Origin of the sequence: Massilia soli, assembly GCF_016809835.1 — a bacterium.
Taxonomy (GTDB): Bacteria; Pseudomonadota; Gammaproteobacteria; order Burkholderiales; family Burkholderiaceae_D; genus Telluria_A; species Telluria_A soli.
On record NZ_JAFBIL020000001.1, the window covers coordinates 478,684 to 495,180 of the forward strand.

At 64.1% G+C, this 16,497-nt stretch carries 10 protein-coding genes; 4 read left to right on the forward strand and 6 right to left on the reverse strand.

Going from position 1 to position 16,497, the window contains the following annotated elements; all coding sequences use genetic code 11:
- The first annotated feature begins 35 nt into the window (after positions 1-35).
- The 3 genes from I4X03_RS02235 to icmF all read left to right on the forward strand — a co-directional run bounded on the left by I4X03_RS02235 (position 36) and on the right by icmF (position 8,171).
- Positions 36-974, forward strand: a complete 939-nt coding sequence (locus tag I4X03_RS02235; RefSeq protein WP_223464962.1) for a LysR substrate-binding domain-containing protein — start codon at positions 36-38, stop codon at positions 972-974.
- A gap of 191 nt (positions 975-1,165) precedes the next feature.
- Complete coding sequence (locus tag I4X03_RS02240; RefSeq protein WP_223464965.1) at positions 1,166-4,726, forward strand: indolepyruvate ferredoxin oxidoreductase family protein; 3,561 nt, start codon at positions 1,166-1,168, stop codon at positions 4,724-4,726.
- Positions 4,727-4,883: 157 nt separating this feature from the next.
- On the forward strand, positions 4,884-8,171 hold the full coding sequence (icmF, locus tag I4X03_RS02245) for a fused isobutyryl-CoA mutase/GTPase IcmF (RefSeq protein ID WP_223464969.1): 3,288 nt from the start codon (positions 4,884-4,886) through the stop codon (positions 8,169-8,171).
- Between the two features lie 52 nt (positions 8,172-8,223).
- On the opposite strand, the gene I4X03_RS02250 is transcribed toward icmF, so the two are convergent.
- From I4X03_RS02250 to I4X03_RS02260, 3 genes are read right to left on the reverse strand one after another with little or no spacing between them, the layout of a single operon-like run.
- Positions 8,224-9,351 (reverse strand): acyltransferase family protein, encoded by a 1,128-nt coding sequence (locus I4X03_RS02250; RefSeq protein ID WP_223464971.1) that lies wholly within the window; start codon positions 9,349-9,351, stop codon positions 8,224-8,226.
- 9 nt (positions 9,352-9,360) lie between these two features.
- Positions 9,361-10,449, reverse strand: coding sequence for a WD40/YVTN/BNR-like repeat-containing protein (locus I4X03_RS02255; protein WP_223464974.1), 1,089 nt, complete (start codon positions 10,447-10,449; stop codon positions 9,361-9,363).
- A 1-nt stretch (position 10,450) separates the two neighbouring features.
- Positions 10,451-10,720 (reverse strand): MoaD/ThiS family protein, encoded by a 270-nt coding sequence (locus I4X03_RS02260; protein WP_223464976.1) that lies wholly within the window; start codon positions 10,718-10,720, stop codon positions 10,451-10,453.
- 125 nt (positions 10,721-10,845) lie between these two features.
- Between I4X03_RS02260 and I4X03_RS02265 the strand changes: the two genes are divergently transcribed.
- On the forward strand, positions 10,846-11,151 hold the full coding sequence (locus I4X03_RS02265; RefSeq protein WP_223464978.1) for a hypothetical protein: 306 nt from the start codon (positions 10,846-10,848) through the stop codon (positions 11,149-11,151).
- A gap of 5 nt (positions 11,152-11,156) precedes the next feature.
- Here the strand turns inward: I4X03_RS02265 and I4X03_RS02270 are convergent, their stop codons facing one another.
- The 3 genes from I4X03_RS02270 to I4X03_RS02280 all read right to left on the reverse strand — a co-directional run bounded on the left by I4X03_RS02270 (position 11,157) and on the right by I4X03_RS02280 (position 16,388).
- Entirely contained in the window at positions 11,157-12,383 is a 1,227-nt protein-coding gene (locus I4X03_RS02270; RefSeq protein ID WP_223464979.1) for a hypothetical protein, read from the reverse strand.
- Positions 12,384-12,392: 9 nt separating this feature from the next.
- Entirely contained in the window at positions 12,393-13,937 is a 1,545-nt protein-coding gene (locus I4X03_RS02275; RefSeq protein WP_223464981.1) for an MBOAT family O-acyltransferase, read from the reverse strand.
- A gap of 225 nt (positions 13,938-14,162) precedes the next feature.
- Positions 14,163-16,388, reverse strand: a complete 2,226-nt coding sequence (locus I4X03_RS02280) for a hypothetical protein (RefSeq protein WP_223464983.1) — start codon at positions 16,386-16,388, stop codon at positions 14,163-14,165.
- Positions 16,389-16,497: the final 109 nt, after the last annotated feature.

Genomic DNA, 16,497 nt, shown 5'->3' on the forward strand with positions numbered 1-16,497 from the left:
TTTTTATTTGTGCAACATTTAGAGAAATAAGCAACATGGAATTACGCCAGCTCCGCTATTTCGTCGCGATTGTCGACCATGGCGCCCTGTCGCGCGCGGCGCTGGTGCTGCACGTGGCCCAGCCGGCGCTGACCCAGCAGCTGCGCCAGCTCGAAGACGAGCTCGGCGCGCAACTGCTGCACCGCTCGGCCCAGGGCGTGCTTTGCACCGACGCCGGCAAGGTGTTCTACGAACATGCGCAGGCGATCCTCAAGCAGGTGGCCGACGCGCGCTCGGCGGTGGTGCAGTCGACCACCCGGCCGTCCGGCAGCGTCACCCTGGGCCTGCCGCACAGCATTTCCGGCGCCCTCGCCCTGCCCCTGCTGATGGCGATCCGCGCGCGCTATCCGGAAATCAGCCTGCAACTGACCGAAGAACTGTCCGGCAACCTGGCCGACCAGCTCAAATCCGGCCGCATCAACCTGGCCGTGCTGTTCGATGACGGCTTGCTGGGCGCATTTAGCAGCACACCGCTGCTCGACGAAGACCTGATGTTCATTTGCCGCGCCGGCTCGGCCTTCGATCCGGGCGGCGCCAGCGTGGCGCTTGCCGACGCGCTCGGGCAGACGCTGATCCTGCCCGCCCAGCAGCAAGGGGTGCGTCCGCGCATCGAAAACGCCGCCCATGCAGCCGGCCTGGCGCTGGCCAACGTTATCGAGATCAATTCGATCGCCATCCTGAAGTCGGCGCTGCTGGCCGACATGGGCGCGACGCTGCTGCCGGCCGCACCGCTGCAGGACCAGATCGACAGCGGCGCGCTGGTCGCCCGGCCCCTGCGCGACCCGGCGCTGAGCCGCAGCGTGACCTTGTGCGCCTCCAGGAATATCCCGCTGACCAATGCCGCGGCGGCCGTCGGCAAGCTGGTCCACCAGGTGGCGCGCGAGCTGTGCGACAGCGGCGGCTGGCGCGGTGCGCACGTGCATCTGCCCAAATAAAAGGCAGCGCCGCGCTGCCATCAGAATTTCTTATACCCCTATCCCAAAAGCCTATTTCCCCTATTGCGGGTAAGGCCATACACTCGCGCCAGAAAAGTCGCCCATCGCGACACCCACCCCGGCCGTGACCGGCGCCTACCCGGCGCCACCCGCTGCCGGGCGCCACCGAATGACCATTTTGGAGCAACACAATGCCTGATACGATCATGCCTGCCGCACCGCAGGACGTGCCTTCGCGCCTGACCACCGTTACCCTCGACGACAAGTACACCGCCATCAGCGGCAATATCTTCCTGTCGGGTATCCAGGCGCTGGTGCGCCTGCCGATGATGCAGCGCGTGCGCGACACCGCCGAAGGCCTCAACACGGCCGGCTTCGTATCGGGCTACCGCGGCTCGCCGCTGGGCGGCCTGGATGAGAACCTGTGGAAGGCCAAGAAGCACCTCGAAGCCCACCACGTCCAGTTTGTCCCTGGCGTCAACGAAGACCTGGCCGCGACGGCGGTGTGGGGCTCGCAGCAGGTCGACCTGATCGGCCCGGCCAAATACGACGGCGTGTTCGCCATGTGGTACGGCAAGGGCCCGGGCGTGGACCGCTGCGGCGACGTCTTCAAGCACATGAACCACGCTGGCACCTCGAAGCACGGCGGCGTGCTGCTGGTGGCCGGCGACGACCATGGCGCGTACTCGTCGACCCTGCCGCACCAGTCCGACCACCTGTTCTCGGCCTCGATGATCCCGGTGCTGTACCCATGCAATGTGCAGGAATACCTCGACCTTGGCATCCACGGCTGGGCGATGTCGCGCTTCTCCGGCTGCACCGTCGCCTTCAAGGCGCTGGCCGACACGGTCGAATCGTCGGCCTCGATCGACGCCGACCCGTTCCGCGTCACCGTCAAGATCCCGCAAGACTTCCAGATGCCCGAAGGCGGCCTGAATGCACGCCTGTCCAGCATCCCGCTGGGCCAGCAGGCGCGCAACCAGGAAGCGCTGATGCAGGACTATAAGATCTATGCGGCGCTGGCCTATGCGCGCGAGAACAAGCTCAATCACACCACCATCGACAGCCCCAACGCCAAGCTCGGCATCATCGCCTCCGGCAAGTCCTACCTCGACGTGCTCGAAGCGCTCGAAGACCTGGGCATCGACGAGAAGATGGCCCAGGAGGTCGGCCTGCGCCTGTTCAAGGTGGCGATGCCATGGCCGCTGGAGCCGGACAGCGTGCGCGAATTCGCCCAGGGCCTCGACGAGATCCTGGTGGTCGAAGAGAAGCGCCAGATCGTCGAATACCAGCTCAAGGAACAGCTGTACAACTGGCGCGACGACGTGCGTCCGCGCGTGATCGGCAAGTTCGACGAAAAAGGCGAATGGGTCGCGCCGCGCGGCGAATGGCTGCTGACCTCCAAGGCCGACTTCTCGGTATCGCAAGTGGCGCGCGTGATCGCCTCGCGCGTCTCGCGCCTGATCTCGGACGAGAAAACCTGCGACCAGATCCGCAACCGCCTGGCCTTCCTCGATGCGAAGGACGCGGTCCTGAAAAAGGCCAACAACACCCCGTTCCGCCCGGCGTTCTACTGCTCCGGCTGCCCGCACAACACCTCGACCAAGGTCCCGGAAGGCAGCCTGGCGCTGGCCGGCATCGGCTGCCACGTGATGGCCACCTCGATCTACCCGGAGATGAACAAGCTGACCACCCACATGGGCGGCGAAGGCGCGCCGTGGATCGGCCAGGCCGCGTTCTCCAAGATTCCGCACGTGTTCCAGAACCTCGGCGACGGCACCTACTTCCACTCCGGCTACCTGGCGATCCGCGCGGCGGTGGCGGCCAACGTCAACATCACCTACAAGATCCTCTACAACGACGCCGTCGCGATGACCGGCGGCCAGCCAGTCGACGGCACCACCTCGGTGCCGCTGATCGCCCAGCAGATGGCCGCCGAAGGCATCAAGCGCATCGCGCTGGTGACCGAGGACCTGTCGCGCTACGCCGACCGCTCCAACCTGCCGGCCATCGTCTCGCTGCACGACCGCAAGGAGATGGACGCGATCCAGCGCGAGCTGCGCGACTTTAGCGGCGTCTCGGTCATCATCTACGACCAGACCTGCGCCGCCGAAAAGCGCCGCCGCCGCAAGAAGGGCCAGTTCCCCGACCCTAACCAGCGCGTCGTCATCAACGAAGCGGTCTGCGAAGGCTGCGGCGACTGCGGCGTGCAGTCGAACTGCGTGTCGATCCTGCCGAAGGAAACCGAATTCGGGCGCAAGCGCGCGATCGACCAGTCGTCCTGCAACAAGGACTTCTCGTGCACCAAGGGCTTCTGCCCGAGCTTCGTCACGGTCGAAGGCGGCACCCTGAAGAAGTCGAAGACCGGCGTGGCCAAGAAAAACGAAGACGACGGCTTCGGCGACCTGCCGCTGCCAACGCTGCCATCGGTCGAACAGCCGTATAACATCCTGATCAACGGCATCGGCGGCACCGGCGTGATCACCGTCGGCGCGCTGATGGGCATGGCCGCCCACCTCGAAAGCAAGGGCGCCTCGGTGCTCGACATGACCGGCATGTCGCAGAAAAACGGCTCGGTCACCTCGCACGTCAAGATCGCCAGGACCCCGGCCCACCTGCGCGCGCAGCGCATCGCCACCGGCGAAGCGGACCTGATCCTCGGCTGCGACATGCTCACCGCCGGCGCCCAGGACGCGATCTCGAAGATGCGTCCTGGCCGCACCATGGCCGTCATCAACCTGCACGAGCAGCCGCCTGGCACCTTCGCCCAGAACGCCGACTGGCAGTACCCGACCGACCAGGTGCGCGCCTTGATCAACGAATCGGTAGGTGCGCCAGCGATCGACGCGGCCGACTTCATCGACGCCACCAAGCTGGCCACCGCGCTGATGGGCGACTCGATTGCCGCCAACCTGTTCATGCTCGGCTACGCATGGCAGAAAGGCCGCATTCCACTGACCGAAGCGTCGTTGCTGCGCGCGATTGAACTCAATGGCGTCGCCGCAGAATCGAACAAGCGCAGCTTCCTGTGGGGCCGCCGCGCTGCCGTCGACCTGAAGAAGGTCGAGCGCATCGCCACGCCAACCCAGGCGATCGTCGTGCAGATGCCGCAAAGCCTGGAAAACGTCATCAAGAAACGCGTCGAATTCCTGACCGGGTACCAGGACAGCGGCTACGCGGCGCAGTACGAGCAGCTGGTGGCAAAGGTACGCAGCGCCGAAACGGCAGCGGGCCTGGGCAACAAGCTCTCGACCGCGGTCGCCAAGTACTACTTCAAGCTGATGGCCTACAAGGACGAATACGAAGTCGCGCGCCTGTATACCGACGGCCGCTTCGTCGAACAGCTCAAGACCCAGTTCGAAGGCGACTTCTCGCTCAAGTTCCACCTTGCCCCGCCGCTGCTGGCCAAGAAGGATGGCAAGGGCCACCTGGTCAAGGCGCAATTCGGCTCGTGGATGTGGAGCGCGTTCAAGCTGCTGGCCAAATTCAAGGGCCTGCGCGGCGGCGCGCTGGATATCTTTGGCTACACTGAAGAGCGCAAGATGGAACGCGCGCTGATTGTGGAGTACCGTGAGATGATTGAGGGCCTGATTGCTGGACTGAATGCGGACAACCACGCCAACGCTGTTGCTCTGGCGAATCTTCCGGAACAGGTGCGCGGCTTCGGCCACGTGAAGGAAGCGAATGTTGCGACCTTCCGTACCGAGAAGGCGCGTTTGCTGGCTGGCAACACAACCGCAAAAGCGGCATAAGAAAAATACCACCGTCGTTCCCGCGAAAGCGGGAACCCATTCTGAGCTGAAGCTGACGCTCGGCATAGGTTCCCGCCTTCGCGGGAACGACGTCTTCTGCGCTTGACGTTAACGTAAACGTCATATACCGTACCAGAACGATATCGCAAGGAACATCATGAACGACCTGACCCCTGCCGCCAAACTCCAAGTCCCGGAGCATCCAAAGCTGGCCAACAAAGTGCGCTTCGTCACGGCGGCCTCGCTGTTCGACGGCCATGACGCGTCGATCAACATCATGCGCCGCATTCTCCAGTCGAACGGCGTCGAAGTGGTCCACCTCGGCCACAACCGCTCGGTCGACGAAGTCGTCACCGCGGCGCTGGCCGAAGACGTGCAGGGCATCGCCATCTCCAGCTACCAGGGTGGCCACGTCGAATACTTCAAGTACATGATCGACCTGCTCAAGCAGCGCGGCGGCGCCCACATCAAGGTGTTCGGCGGCGGCGGCGGCGTGATCGTCCCGTCTGAAATCGCCGAGCTGCACGCCTACGGCGTCACCCGCATCTTCAGCCCGGAAGACGGCCAGCGCATGGGCCTGGTCGGGATGATCCAGTCGATGGTGCAGGCTTGCGACATCGACCTGTCGACCTACTCGCCGCCCTCGCTGGCGCCGCTGCAAACCGGCGACATGGCCGAGCGCCACCGTCCGCTGGCCCAGCTGATCACCGCGCTGGAAAACGGCAAGGCCGCCGCAACGCTGCGCACCGAACTGCATAACGCCGCCGAAAGCCTGCGCGTGCCGACCCTTGGCATCACCGGCACCGGCGGCGCCGGCAAGTCGTCGCTGACCGATGAACTGATCCGCCGCATCCGCATGGACCAGGGCGACGCGCTCAACATCGCCGTGATCTCGATCGATCCCTCGCGCCGCAAATCCGGCGGCGCGCTGCTGGGCGACCGCATCCGCATGAACGCGATCAACCCATGGAACGGCCAGGCGCGCGTGTTCATGCGCTCGTTGGCCACGCGCGAAGCGGGTTCCGAAATCTCGCACGCGCTGCCTGATGTAATCGCCGCCTGCAAGGTCGCCGGCTTCGACCTGGTGATCGTCGAGACTTCCGGCATCGGCCAGGGCGACGCCGCCATCGTGCCGCACGTCGACGCCTCGATGTACGTGATGACCCCGGAATTCGGCGCCGCCTCGCAGCTTGAAAAAATCGACATGCTTGATTTCGCCGACATCATCGCGATCAACAAATTCGACCGCAAGGGCGCGCTCGACGCGCTGCGCGACGTCGCCAAGCAGTACCAGCGCAACCGCGAAATGTGGACCAAGAGCCCGGACGAGATGCCGGTCTACGGCACCCAGGCGTCGCGCTTCAACGACGACGGCGTCACCGCGCTGTACCAGGGCCTGCTGCCGAAGCTGGCCGAGTTCGGCCTGCCGGTCAAGCAGGGCAAGCTGCCGCAGGTTTCGCTGCGCCACTCCAGCGGCAAGAACGTGATCGTGCCGCCGGCACGCGCGCGCTACCTCGCCGAGATCGCCGATGCGGTGCGCGGCTATCACAAGAACACCGTCAAGCAGGTAAAACTGGCGCGCGAGCGCCAGCAACTGAGCGAGACCAAGCGCATGCTGTCAGCGGCCGGTAAAGGCGCCGACTTCGACGACCTGATCACCGAGCGTGAGCACGCGATGGACGCACCAAGCAAGAAGCTGCTGGCGATGTGGCCAGACATGCAGGCCGCTTACGCGGGCGACAACTACGTGGTCAAGATCCGCGACAAGGAGATCCGCACCCAGCTGGTCCAGCACACGCTGTCGGGCACCGTGATCCGCAAGGTCGCGCTGCCGAAGTACGAAGACCACGGCGAAGTGCTGCGCTTCCTGATGCTGGAAAACGTGCCTGGCTCGTTCCCGTACACCGCCGGCGTGTTCGCTTTCAAGCGCGAGGGCGAAGACCCGACCCGCATGTTCGCCGGCGAAGGCGACGCCTTCCGCACCAACCGCCGCTTCAAGCTGGTCTCGACCGGCATGGACGCCAAGCGCCTGTCGACCGCGTTCGACTCGGTGACGTTGTACGGCGCCGACCCGGCGATCCGTCCCGACATCTACGGCAAGGTCGGCAACTCGGGCGTGTCGATCGCGACGCTGGATGACATGAAGGTGCTGTACGACGGCTTCAACCTGTGCAGCCCGTCGACCAGCGTGTCGATGACGATCAATGGCCCTGCCCCGACCATCCTGGCGATGTTCATGAACACCGCGATCGACCAGCAGATGGACAAGTTCATCGCTGAAAACAAGCGCCAGCCGACCGACGACGAAGCTGCCAAGATCCGCGAATGGGTACTGGCCAATGTGCGCGGCACCGTGCAGGCGGACATCCTGAAGGAAGACCAGGGTCAGAACACCTGCATCTTCTCGACCGAGTTCTCGCTGAAGGTCATGGGCGACATCCAGGAGTACTTTGTGCACCACCAGGTGCGCAACTTCTACTCGGTGTCGATCTCCGGATACCACATTGCCGAAGCTGGTGCGAACCCGATTTCGCAGCTGGCCTTCACGCTGTCGAACGGCTTTACGTTTGTCGAAGCCTACCTCGCGCGCGGCATGCACATCGACGACTTCGCGCCGAACCTGTCGTTCTTCTTTAGTAACGGCATGGACCCCGAATACACGGTGCTGGGCCGCGTGGCGCGCCGCATCTGGGCCATCACGATGCGCGACAAGTACGGCGCGAACGACCGCAGCCAGAAGCTGAAGTACCACATCCAGACCTCGGGCCGCTCGCTGCACGCGCAGGAAATCGACTTCAACGACATCCGCACCACCTTGCAGGCGCTGATCGCGATCTACGACAACTGCAACAGCCTGCACACCAATGCGTATGACGAGGCGATCACCACGCCGACCGACGAATCGGTGCGCCGCGCTTTGGCAATCCAGCTGATCATCAACCGCGAATGGGGCCTGGCCAAGAACGAAAACCCGAACCAGGGCTCGTTCATCATGGACGAACTGACTGACATGGTTGAAGAAGCGGTGCTGCAGGAGTTCGAACGCATCGCCGAACGCGGCGGCGTGCTCGGTGCGATGGAAACCGGCTACCAGCGCGGCAAGATCCAGGAAGAGTCGATGCTGTACGAGCACAAGAAGCATGACGGCTCGCTGCCGATCATCGGCGTCAACACCTTCCGCAATCCAAAGCAGGCCGAGACGCCGGCAACGATCGAGCTGGCACGCTCGACCGACGACGAGAAGCAGTCGCAGCTGACCCGCCTCGAGGAGTTCCACCAGCGTCACGCGGCCGAGGCGCCGCAGGCACTGGCGGCGCTGCAGCAGGCGGCCATCGACAACGCCAACGTGTTCGAGAAGTTGATGGATGCGGTGCGCGTATGCTCGCTGGGCCAGATCACCACCGCGCTGTTCGAGGTGGGCGGGCAGTACCGCCGCAATATGTAGAGTCCCCGTCGCTCCCGCGAAAGCGGGAGCGCATCCCCGGCAAGAGCGCTCGCTAAGTATGGGTTCCCGCTTTCGCGGGAACGACCAGGCGGCTCGCGCGCTCGCTCAAGCCGCGAAACAGCCGTTCAAATGCGCCCTTGCGGCGTTCGGTCACAAACCCCAACACATACGTCGCCACGCCGACTGCAAACAGCAGCAGCGCGAGGTCGCCTGGGTTCGCAGGATTGTGCGGATAGAAGGCCTTCCACGCCATCAGCACCAGGTTATGCACCAGGTACAGCGTGAAGGTATGGCCAGCCAGCGCACGCACCGGCCGCTTCACCTTGCGCAGCCAGGCAAAACTCATGCTGCGCGCGCAGGCGAAATTGATCAGCACCAGCGCACAGACGGCATAGTCGGCCAGGTAGCGGTCGGCGCTGATCAGGCGCAGGCCAGGGAATGGCCAGATCGCGCTGCCGTATGCGCGCAGGTAAATGTCGGCATCGACCAGCTTGAAAACGCACAGCGCCGCCAGCGACAGCAGCCATCCCGCGCTCGCCCAGCGCGGCGGCACCGCGTGCGACTTCGACCATTCGTACAGCCACACGCCGCTCAGCCAGACCGGCAGCAGCATCCACAGCTTGAACCCCACCAGCAGCAGCACCGCGGCCAGCAGCACCAGCCGCCTCGCGCCGCTCAAATAGTAGGCGATCCCGAACAGCGCGTAGTACCAGACCTCGTAGCCCAGCGACCAGTAAGGCAGCAGCCAGGGCGGCGTCTCGGCCAGGTTCCAGAACTCGCCGGCGAACAGCATATGGAACGGGAAGTAAATGTAGGCCTTGGCGACCTGATAGCCGGTGGTCACCGCGACATCCGAAAAGGTGAGCACCAGCGCCACCAGCACGAACGCCAGCGTCACCACCGGCAGCGCCACCGAATAGATGCGCGCGCAGCGCGCCACCACATAGTCCCGCGGGCTGGCGTGTTTCTGCTCGACCGAATACTTGATCACGAAGCCGGACAGCACAAAGAATACGATCACCGCCTCGCGCCCCAGGTCGGGCACAAACGCCGCCACCGGTCCGTCGATCAGGCGCAGCATCAACAGGTGGGCGACGACCACCATCGCCGCCGCGCCAAAGCGGGCGGCGTCGAGGTACAGCGAGAAATCAAGCGCTAGCCCGGGCCGGTTAGTTTGCACTCACATACCTTATCCGAAGCGCACCGCGTAGATCGGCGGCAGCGTGGTCGAGACCGTCGTCCAGCTGTCGCCGGCATCGCTGGTGGCCCACAGGCCGCCGCTCGTCGAGCCCATCAGCAGGCTGGCGCCATCGTCGTCGACCGCCAGGCCGTGCCGGTATACCAGGTCATAACAGTGCTGCTGCGGCAGGCCATTGCGCAGCGCGGTGAAGGTTTTGCCGCCATCGCTGGTGCGGGTGACGGCCATCGCGGCCCCAACCGGCACGCGGCGCTGGTCGGCTTCGGCCGGCGCAAACCAGGCGGTATTGCCGTCGCGCGGGTGGGCGGCGACGGCGAAGCCGAAGTTCGATACCGGCACATCGGTGATCTCGGTCCAGCGCTGGCCGCCGTTGGCGGAACGCCAGATGCCGTTGTGGTGCTGGCACCACAGCACATCCGGTGCCGCGTGCGAACGCGTGATGCGGTGCGGGTCCTGCACCGCTTCGTTTTCGTTCATTTCGGGCGGCATGTAATCGGCACGCATGCCGGTCGACGACACCGTCCAGCTGTCGCCGCCGTCATCGCTGCGCCACGCGCCGCCGCACGACACGCCCACCAGCAGCCGGTTGCTGTCGCGCGGATCGACGCTGATGCTGTGAATGCCGGGCACGTCGTAGCCGCCGCCGAACCAGTTGCTGCGTTCGGGCACATCCCATAGCGAGCGCACCAGCTGCCACGAGGCGCCGCGGTCGGCGGATTTGAACAGCCCGCCCGGCAAGGTGCCGGCCCACAGCACGCCCGGCTGATCCGCCCCGCCGGCCTCCAGCGACCAGATCAGCTTATTGGTCCACTCGACCGTGTCGGCGCTGCCCTCGGGCTTGGGCGGATACGCCGGCGCGGCGATCTCGGTCCAGGCATCGCTGCCGGCATCCTTGCGGTGCAGCTTGACGCCGAAGTGGCCGAGGTTCAGCGCCGCGTACAGCGCGCCATCGCGCGGGTCGGCCAGCGCGATCGAGACCGGCTCGCCGAGAAAGTGGACCGGGCCGATGTCCCAGCCGCTGCTGCCGCGATGCAGTTCGAACAGGCCCTTGCGGGTCGAGACCAATGCGCGCTCACTCATGTCAGCCTCCGGAAAGTGCTTGCAGGACGTAGACTTTGCTGTCGGGCTGCAGCGGGTCGTCCAGGCCGCTACGGTCCGTACTGCGGCGGCCGTCGACGAAAATGACGACGTTCTCGCGCAGGTGCCCCTGGTCGTTCAGGACATAGCCTCGCAGCAGGGGATTGCTTTCAAATGCGCCCTCCAGCGCCGCGCGCAGCCGCGTCGCGCCGGTCTCGACCTCGGGAACGGCGAGAAACCGCGCCAGCTGCTGGGTGAACACAAGTCGCGCCATGACATCGCTCAAAGAACAAGGGTGGTGCAGAAAAGCCGATTGTAGCGCCAGTTACTTGCACTGTCGCCATCTTTCAAGCGGCCAGCTGTCCTAGAATGGAGACGTGCCAACCAGTGGAGTGAAGCATGCCCATCAAACCTGAGGAACTCGCCGCATTGATGCTGGAAGTTGAAAAGGATGACCCGATCGACTTTGCCGACCTGCCCTTCGACGATGCCGAACTGCGCCAGCTGGTGGCCTCGCACCTGTGTGAGATGGCTGCCGCGATGGAGAAGTTCAGCACCGAGGACAAGCTGCTGACATTGCTCGCGGTGTCGGCCAAACTGGTGCTGGAAAACCTGGTGCTCAACGTGCAGCTGCTGCGGCGCCATGGCTTGCCGGTCAGCGACGGCGTCGAGGGACTGCTGAGCCGCCTGCGCAAGCCCGGCTGAGCCGGTCAGGTCCCGGTTGCGCCGCGCGCCTTCGCCACCAGCGCGCGCGCATGCTCGAAGATGTCGGGCTGGGCGGCGGCGCAGCTGGCGCGCTCGCGGGCGATGCGGGCGTTGTTATCGGCAAAGCTGGCCTGGTCGAGGGCGAAACCGAACGATGCGGGCGCGCCTGACTGGCCGGCGATCCGCGCGAGCATCAGGTCGCCCAGCGCCGGCTTGAAGTGCCCGGCTTCCCAGTACCAGTTGGTCTTGGTCTTCTTGTCGCCCTTGGCGGGAATCGCTTCGCACTGGTAGCTTGAATAGCCGCTGAAGTCCCACAGGGTGACGCGCGCGCCCGGGTTGGCGGCCCGCACCTTTTCAACTTCCTCCAGCAGCAGCGCCTTCCAGTTGTCGAAGGTGCTGGCCAGGCCCGCCGCGTCGAACATCGCCAGGATTTGCGCGTGGTAAGGATAGATCACCAGATGCACATCCGATTGGTCGCGCACCGCGTGTGCCAGGACGGCGCGCAGCTCGTCGAGATTGGGCGAGCTTCCGCTCTGCTGGTTGACCAGGCCGCGCGGCAGGCGCACGAAGCGCTTGGCATTTTCGACCGCGCGCTGCTGGAAGATCGAATAGTAGCCGTCGTCGCGGGCAAACTTGTTGTATTCCAGCAGAGGGTTAAATCCGCGCCCGGTGATCGACTGGGGATCGGAAATGCGCTGCAGGCGCAGGGTTTTCAGCGAATCGGCCAGCGAGTCGATCGAGAACAAACTGTCGGCCTGCCACGCCAGTTCGTCGAACGGGGTTTTGGGCTTCGGCTCGCGCAAGGGGCGCGGCCGGTTCGGATCGACCAGGAAATCGAGGAATTCGACGCCGACGATCAACCGCTTCGGCTTGATCCCCTCCGCCTGCAGCTGTTCGAGCTGTTCGCGTCCGGTATTCATGCTGGTGCCGGCCAACGCAAGGTTGAAGGCTGAAGTGCCCAGCGCGCGGTGTTCAGGATTGAGCCCGAGTTCGGCGCGCGAATTGCCCAGGATAAAGGTATCGGCGCCTTGCTTGAGCGCGCCATGCATCTTGATCTGGTTCTGGTAGCGGGTCGGCAGCGGCTTGACCTGGTTGATGCCGGCCACTTCCTTCATGCCGTACAAGCGGTAAGGGTCGATTACCGATACCAGCGCAACCGATGCGATCACGCCTGCGGCCACCACGATGCTTCCGATAGTCAGGAAACGCTTGAAATCGCTTTCAGTCGTCATGCTTTGCCTCTAAAACTGAAAGTACAGGAACTCGGCCGGCCGGCTCAGCGACAGCAGGCTGCCCACCGTGATCAGGCCGATCGCGCAGGCCCATGCCGCAGTCGGGCGCCAGCTCAGCACCCGAGCCAGCGGCCCGGCGGAAATGCGGTTGGTCACGAAGTCGAGCGCGGGGTCGAAGTTGGCCATGATCTGCTGGGTATTCGGGAACACGAACGCGATCAGCGCGCCGATCACGACCCAGCTCCAGGTCTCGACGAAGCGCGAGCCGCCACCCAGGTAGAAGCTGACGCCGGCCTGTTCGAACACGGCGCGCAGGCTGCCCAGCTGGTTGCCGATCGAGTCCGGCAGCGCGATGCCATACAGGCCAGCCATCGCCTGCACGATGGTATTGGCGCGGCCGACGTCGGTCGCGCGGAAGTACACCCAGGCGAAGCAAACCGCTGCGAACGTGATCAGGATGCTGAACAGCTTCCAGGCGCGCGCATCGCGCGGGAAGCGCAGGCGTTCGGCCAGCGCAGCCCAGGCGTGGTTGACCATCAGGTAGGCGCCATGCAGGAAGCCCCAGATGACGAAGTTCCAGCCGGCCCCGTGCCACAGGCCGCCCAGCACCATCGTTGTCATCAGGTTGGCGTAGCGGCGCGCCGGGCCGTGGCGGTTGCCGCCCAGCGCGATGTACAGGTAGTCGCGCAGGAAGCGCGACAAGGTCATGTGCCAGCGGCGCCAGAAATCAATAATGTTGGTCGCCTTGTAGGGCGAATTGAAATTGAGCGGCAGGCGGATGCCGAAGATACGCGACAGGCCGATTGCCATGTCGGAGTAGCCTGAGAAATCGAAGTACAGCTGGAAGGCGTACGCCAGCACCCCTCCCCACGCCACCAGCATGGTGGCCGACTCGCCCTGGTCGAAGAAGAAGTTGGCGTGTGGCGCGAGGTTGTCGGCGATCAGCACTTTCTTGGCCAGGCCGATGGCGAAGATCGCCAGGCCGACGGCGATGTTCGAGGCCGACAGGCGGTACGTCTGCGGATCGTCGAACTGCGGCATCATTTCCTTGTGGTGCAATACCGGTCCCGCGATCAGGTGCGGGAAGTACGTCACGAAAAGCAGGTAATGTACCGGGCGGTATTCCTTGACCTTGCCCTGGAAGGTGTCGACCAGATAGGCGATCTGCGTAAAGGTGAAGAACGAGATGCCGACCGGAAGGATGACGTGCAGCGCCGGAAAATCGGTTTTCGCGGCCGCGTTGACGCTCAGAATGAAGAAATCGGCATATTTGAAATACGCCAGCAGCGCCAGGTCGGCGACGACGCCGAACACCAGCCACTTCTTGCGGATACTGCCGGTGGAGTGCCCTATCTGCCAGCCGATCGTGTAATTGAAAACGATCGAGGCCAGCAGCAGTGGAATGTACGACAGGCTCCACCAGCCATAAAAGAACAGCGAGGCCAGCGCCAGCCAGCCGGCGGCCATCATGTGGCTCTTGCGCGCAAGCAGGAAGAAACCGACGGCGGTGATCGGCAGGTATAGGAGCAGGAAACTGAAGGAATTGAAAAGCATCGTTCTGGGGCACGCTGAGCATCTGAAACATGGACGCCGAACTATGGCCGACCGCCCGAAGAATTAACTATTTAACATGAGTTAACTGTTGCGTACTCTAGCAGACTCTTGCGGAAAAGAATATTTAATTTGGCCAACTGTGCGCACCTTTTGCACTATGGAACGTGACATTTTCGAGACGAAAAAAAAACCCGGCGCGAGCCGGGTTTTTGTTGTCAGAACAGCTTACCGCGGGACAATCGCGAACTGCGGACCCTTCGAATAGTTCGGCTTGACGGTACGCGCCATGAACTTGGCCCATGCGGTCTTGCCTTCCAGGCCAGGAACGTTGGCGGCGTACGCCAGCGCTGGCTGCATGTTCGACGGGTAGCCGGTGGTGACGCCGGAGTAGCCAGGCATTTCGCCCACTTTCACCTTCAGTGCCGTCGCCATCGCCGGCGAGTTGCATACCATCGCATTGACTTCCGGCGTGTGGGTCGCCTTGTACACCTGGGCGAACGTGCTGTAGAACGGGCCGGTGGTGGTGTCGCGAATCTGCATCGAGTACGCCGCACCATCTTGCCAGCAGCTGCCAGCGGCGGTCATACGATCAACAGGGAACTTCGACTTGTAAGCGAGGAGCGGAGTTGCCTTGGTGAACCCCATCTCCGAGGCGTAGCCGATGGCCGACGTGAAGAAGTCATCCATCCATGGGCCGATACCCAGGCCACTCTTGTACGTCACCGCGTAGCCGTTGGTGATCACACCAAGCGTATTTGCAAACGCACCGTTGCCGTTCGTGTAATTCTCGTTGAACCAGTCCAGGTTGGTGCCCATGAAATACTCGAAATGGGCTTTCAGCGGGTCGGTATCCGGCGAGATCCAGGCCGCTTGCGCCAAGGTCCGCAGCGTCCAGGCCTGGCCACGCACCTGGTCAGACTTGACCAGGCCCTTGCCATGTTCACGGTAGCTCGGGTTGCTCACGAAGGTGCTGTACATGGCCCAGAACTGCAGCTCTTCCAGGTAGTAGTAGTCACCCGAGACGATGTAAGGCACGTAGGCGAACGACGGCTGGTGCGAGGTATCCGGGGTGTTCTTCACCGTGCACAGGCTCTTCGGGCACGACGGGAACGCTTCCAGCTTGCCGGTCGCCTTGTTCAGGGTGCCAGCGGAGCCGCCCAAGATGGTCAGGTACGGGAAGTCGATCAGGCTGACGGGACGGTCGGTCGCCTTGTTACGGTAGTGGATCGGCCAGCTGCCGGCCAGGTCGGCGGTGCCCATCGTGACATATTTGGCGCGCTTGTCCTGGCTCATCAGGTAAGTAACCGTCCAGCCCGGCAAAATGCCGATATCCTGGCGGCCGCCTGCGGCGCCCATGCCGAACAGCGCCAGGCCCACGCCCATTGGCTCGGTACGGGTTCCGGTATAGGTCGTCATGTAGGCGGTGAACGCCGATTCCGGATACACGATCGTCTGGTCGTAGTTAGGCACCGCGCGGGTCTGCATCATGTAGGCGCCGTTGTGCTTGACGTCGACCTGCGGCTCGCCGCCCCACCACGCCAGCTTGCGCCAGCGCGCGTGGTGGAAGTGATTCAGCGCGTCCTTGGTGTAGACGGTCTGGCCGCCGACCACCAGGCGCGCGTCATACAGGAAGTTCTGCGGCTCAGGCTCGTGCGCCCAGTTGTTTTCGATGGTGAAATCGACGCGGGTTTTCTTCGAGCCGGTGTACGAACGAATCGCGATACGGGCGGTCAGGTGCGGGTGCGAGGTGCCGTCGGCCGCCTTCATCGGCGCGGTGACGTGCCACTCGTTGACGATCGGGCCAGCCAGCCAGTTGGTGAACTTGCCGTCCTTGAGCAGGGTCTCGGCGGACACGCTGTAGGCCTTGCCGGCGAGCGTCAGATGGGCGGCGGCGGTAAAGCCGGACGACAGCAGCGCAGCCGGGGTGGCGCCGGTCGAGGCGGCATACGGTGCGGCGGTGACCAGCGACATCACCTGCGGCTGGCCTGCCGTCAGCGACGGCAGTACTGCGGAGATGACTGCGTGGCGCGCCGAGCCATCGGCGTGCCTGGCCTTGACGTCCAGCTGCAGCGGCACCATGGTGCCGTTGGCAAGTTTGCCCGACAGCGTAGAGGTCAGCGGTACCGCGCCCTGCACGAATACCTGGCCAAAGGTGACCGGCGCGCCGGTCTGGGTGACGGTACTGGTGCTGTCGAACTTGACGTCGGTGACGACCGTGCCCGGGGTCGCCGACGGGGTGGTCGGGACCAGCGTGGTCGGCGTCAGCAGGATGCCGGCGCGCGAACCCTGGGTGACGCTCGCCGCGGTGGCGGCTGGCGCGGTACTGTCAGCCGCCGGGACTGGCGCGGCATCGGTGGCCGGGACTGGCGCGGTGTCGGTAGCCGGGACCGCCGACTGGGTGGCCGCAGCCGTGACTGCGGGTGCGCTTTGTGCGGATGGGGCGGATTCCATGTCGGATCCACCGCCGCAAGCGCTCAGCGAGGCCAGGCCGATAAGTGCAATCAACATTTTGGAAGGTTGGTTCGTATAAGTGGTTCGCATGGCTATTCCTGCAAAAGGG

Excerpts from the sequence above, each read along its gene's own strand:
- I4X03_RS02255 (WP_223464974.1), bottom strand. The coding sequence starts at position 10,449 with ATGAGTGAGCGCGCATTGGTCTCGACCCGCAAGGGCCTGTTCGAACTG.
- icmF (WP_223464969.1), top strand. The coding sequence starts at position 4,884 with ATGAACGACCTGACCCCTGCCGCCAAACTCCAAGTCCCGGAGCATCCA.
- I4X03_RS02260 (WP_223464976.1), bottom strand. The coding sequence starts at position 10,720 with ATGGCGCGACTTGTGTTCACCCAGCAGCTGGCGCGGTTTCTCGCCGTT.
- I4X03_RS02275 (WP_223464981.1), bottom strand. The coding sequence starts at position 13,937 with ATGCTTTTCAATTCCTTCAGTTTCCTGCTCCTATACCTGCCGATCACC.
- I4X03_RS02265 (WP_223464978.1), top strand. The coding sequence starts at position 10,846 with ATGCCCATCAAACCTGAGGAACTCGCCGCATTGATGCTGGAAGTTGAA.
- I4X03_RS02235 (WP_223464962.1), top strand. The coding sequence starts at position 36 with ATGGAATTACGCCAGCTCCGCTATTTCGTCGCGATTGTCGACCATGGC.
- I4X03_RS02280 (WP_223464983.1), bottom strand. The coding sequence starts at position 16,388 with ATGGAATCCGCCCCATCCGCACAAAGCGCACCCGCAGTCACGGCTGCG.
- I4X03_RS02270 (WP_223464979.1), bottom strand. The coding sequence starts at position 12,383 with ATGACGACTGAAAGCGATTTCAAGCGTTTCCTGACTATCGGAAGCATC.
- I4X03_RS02240 (WP_223464965.1), top strand. The coding sequence starts at position 1,166 with ATGCCTGATACGATCATGCCTGCCGCACCGCAGGACGTGCCTTCGCGC.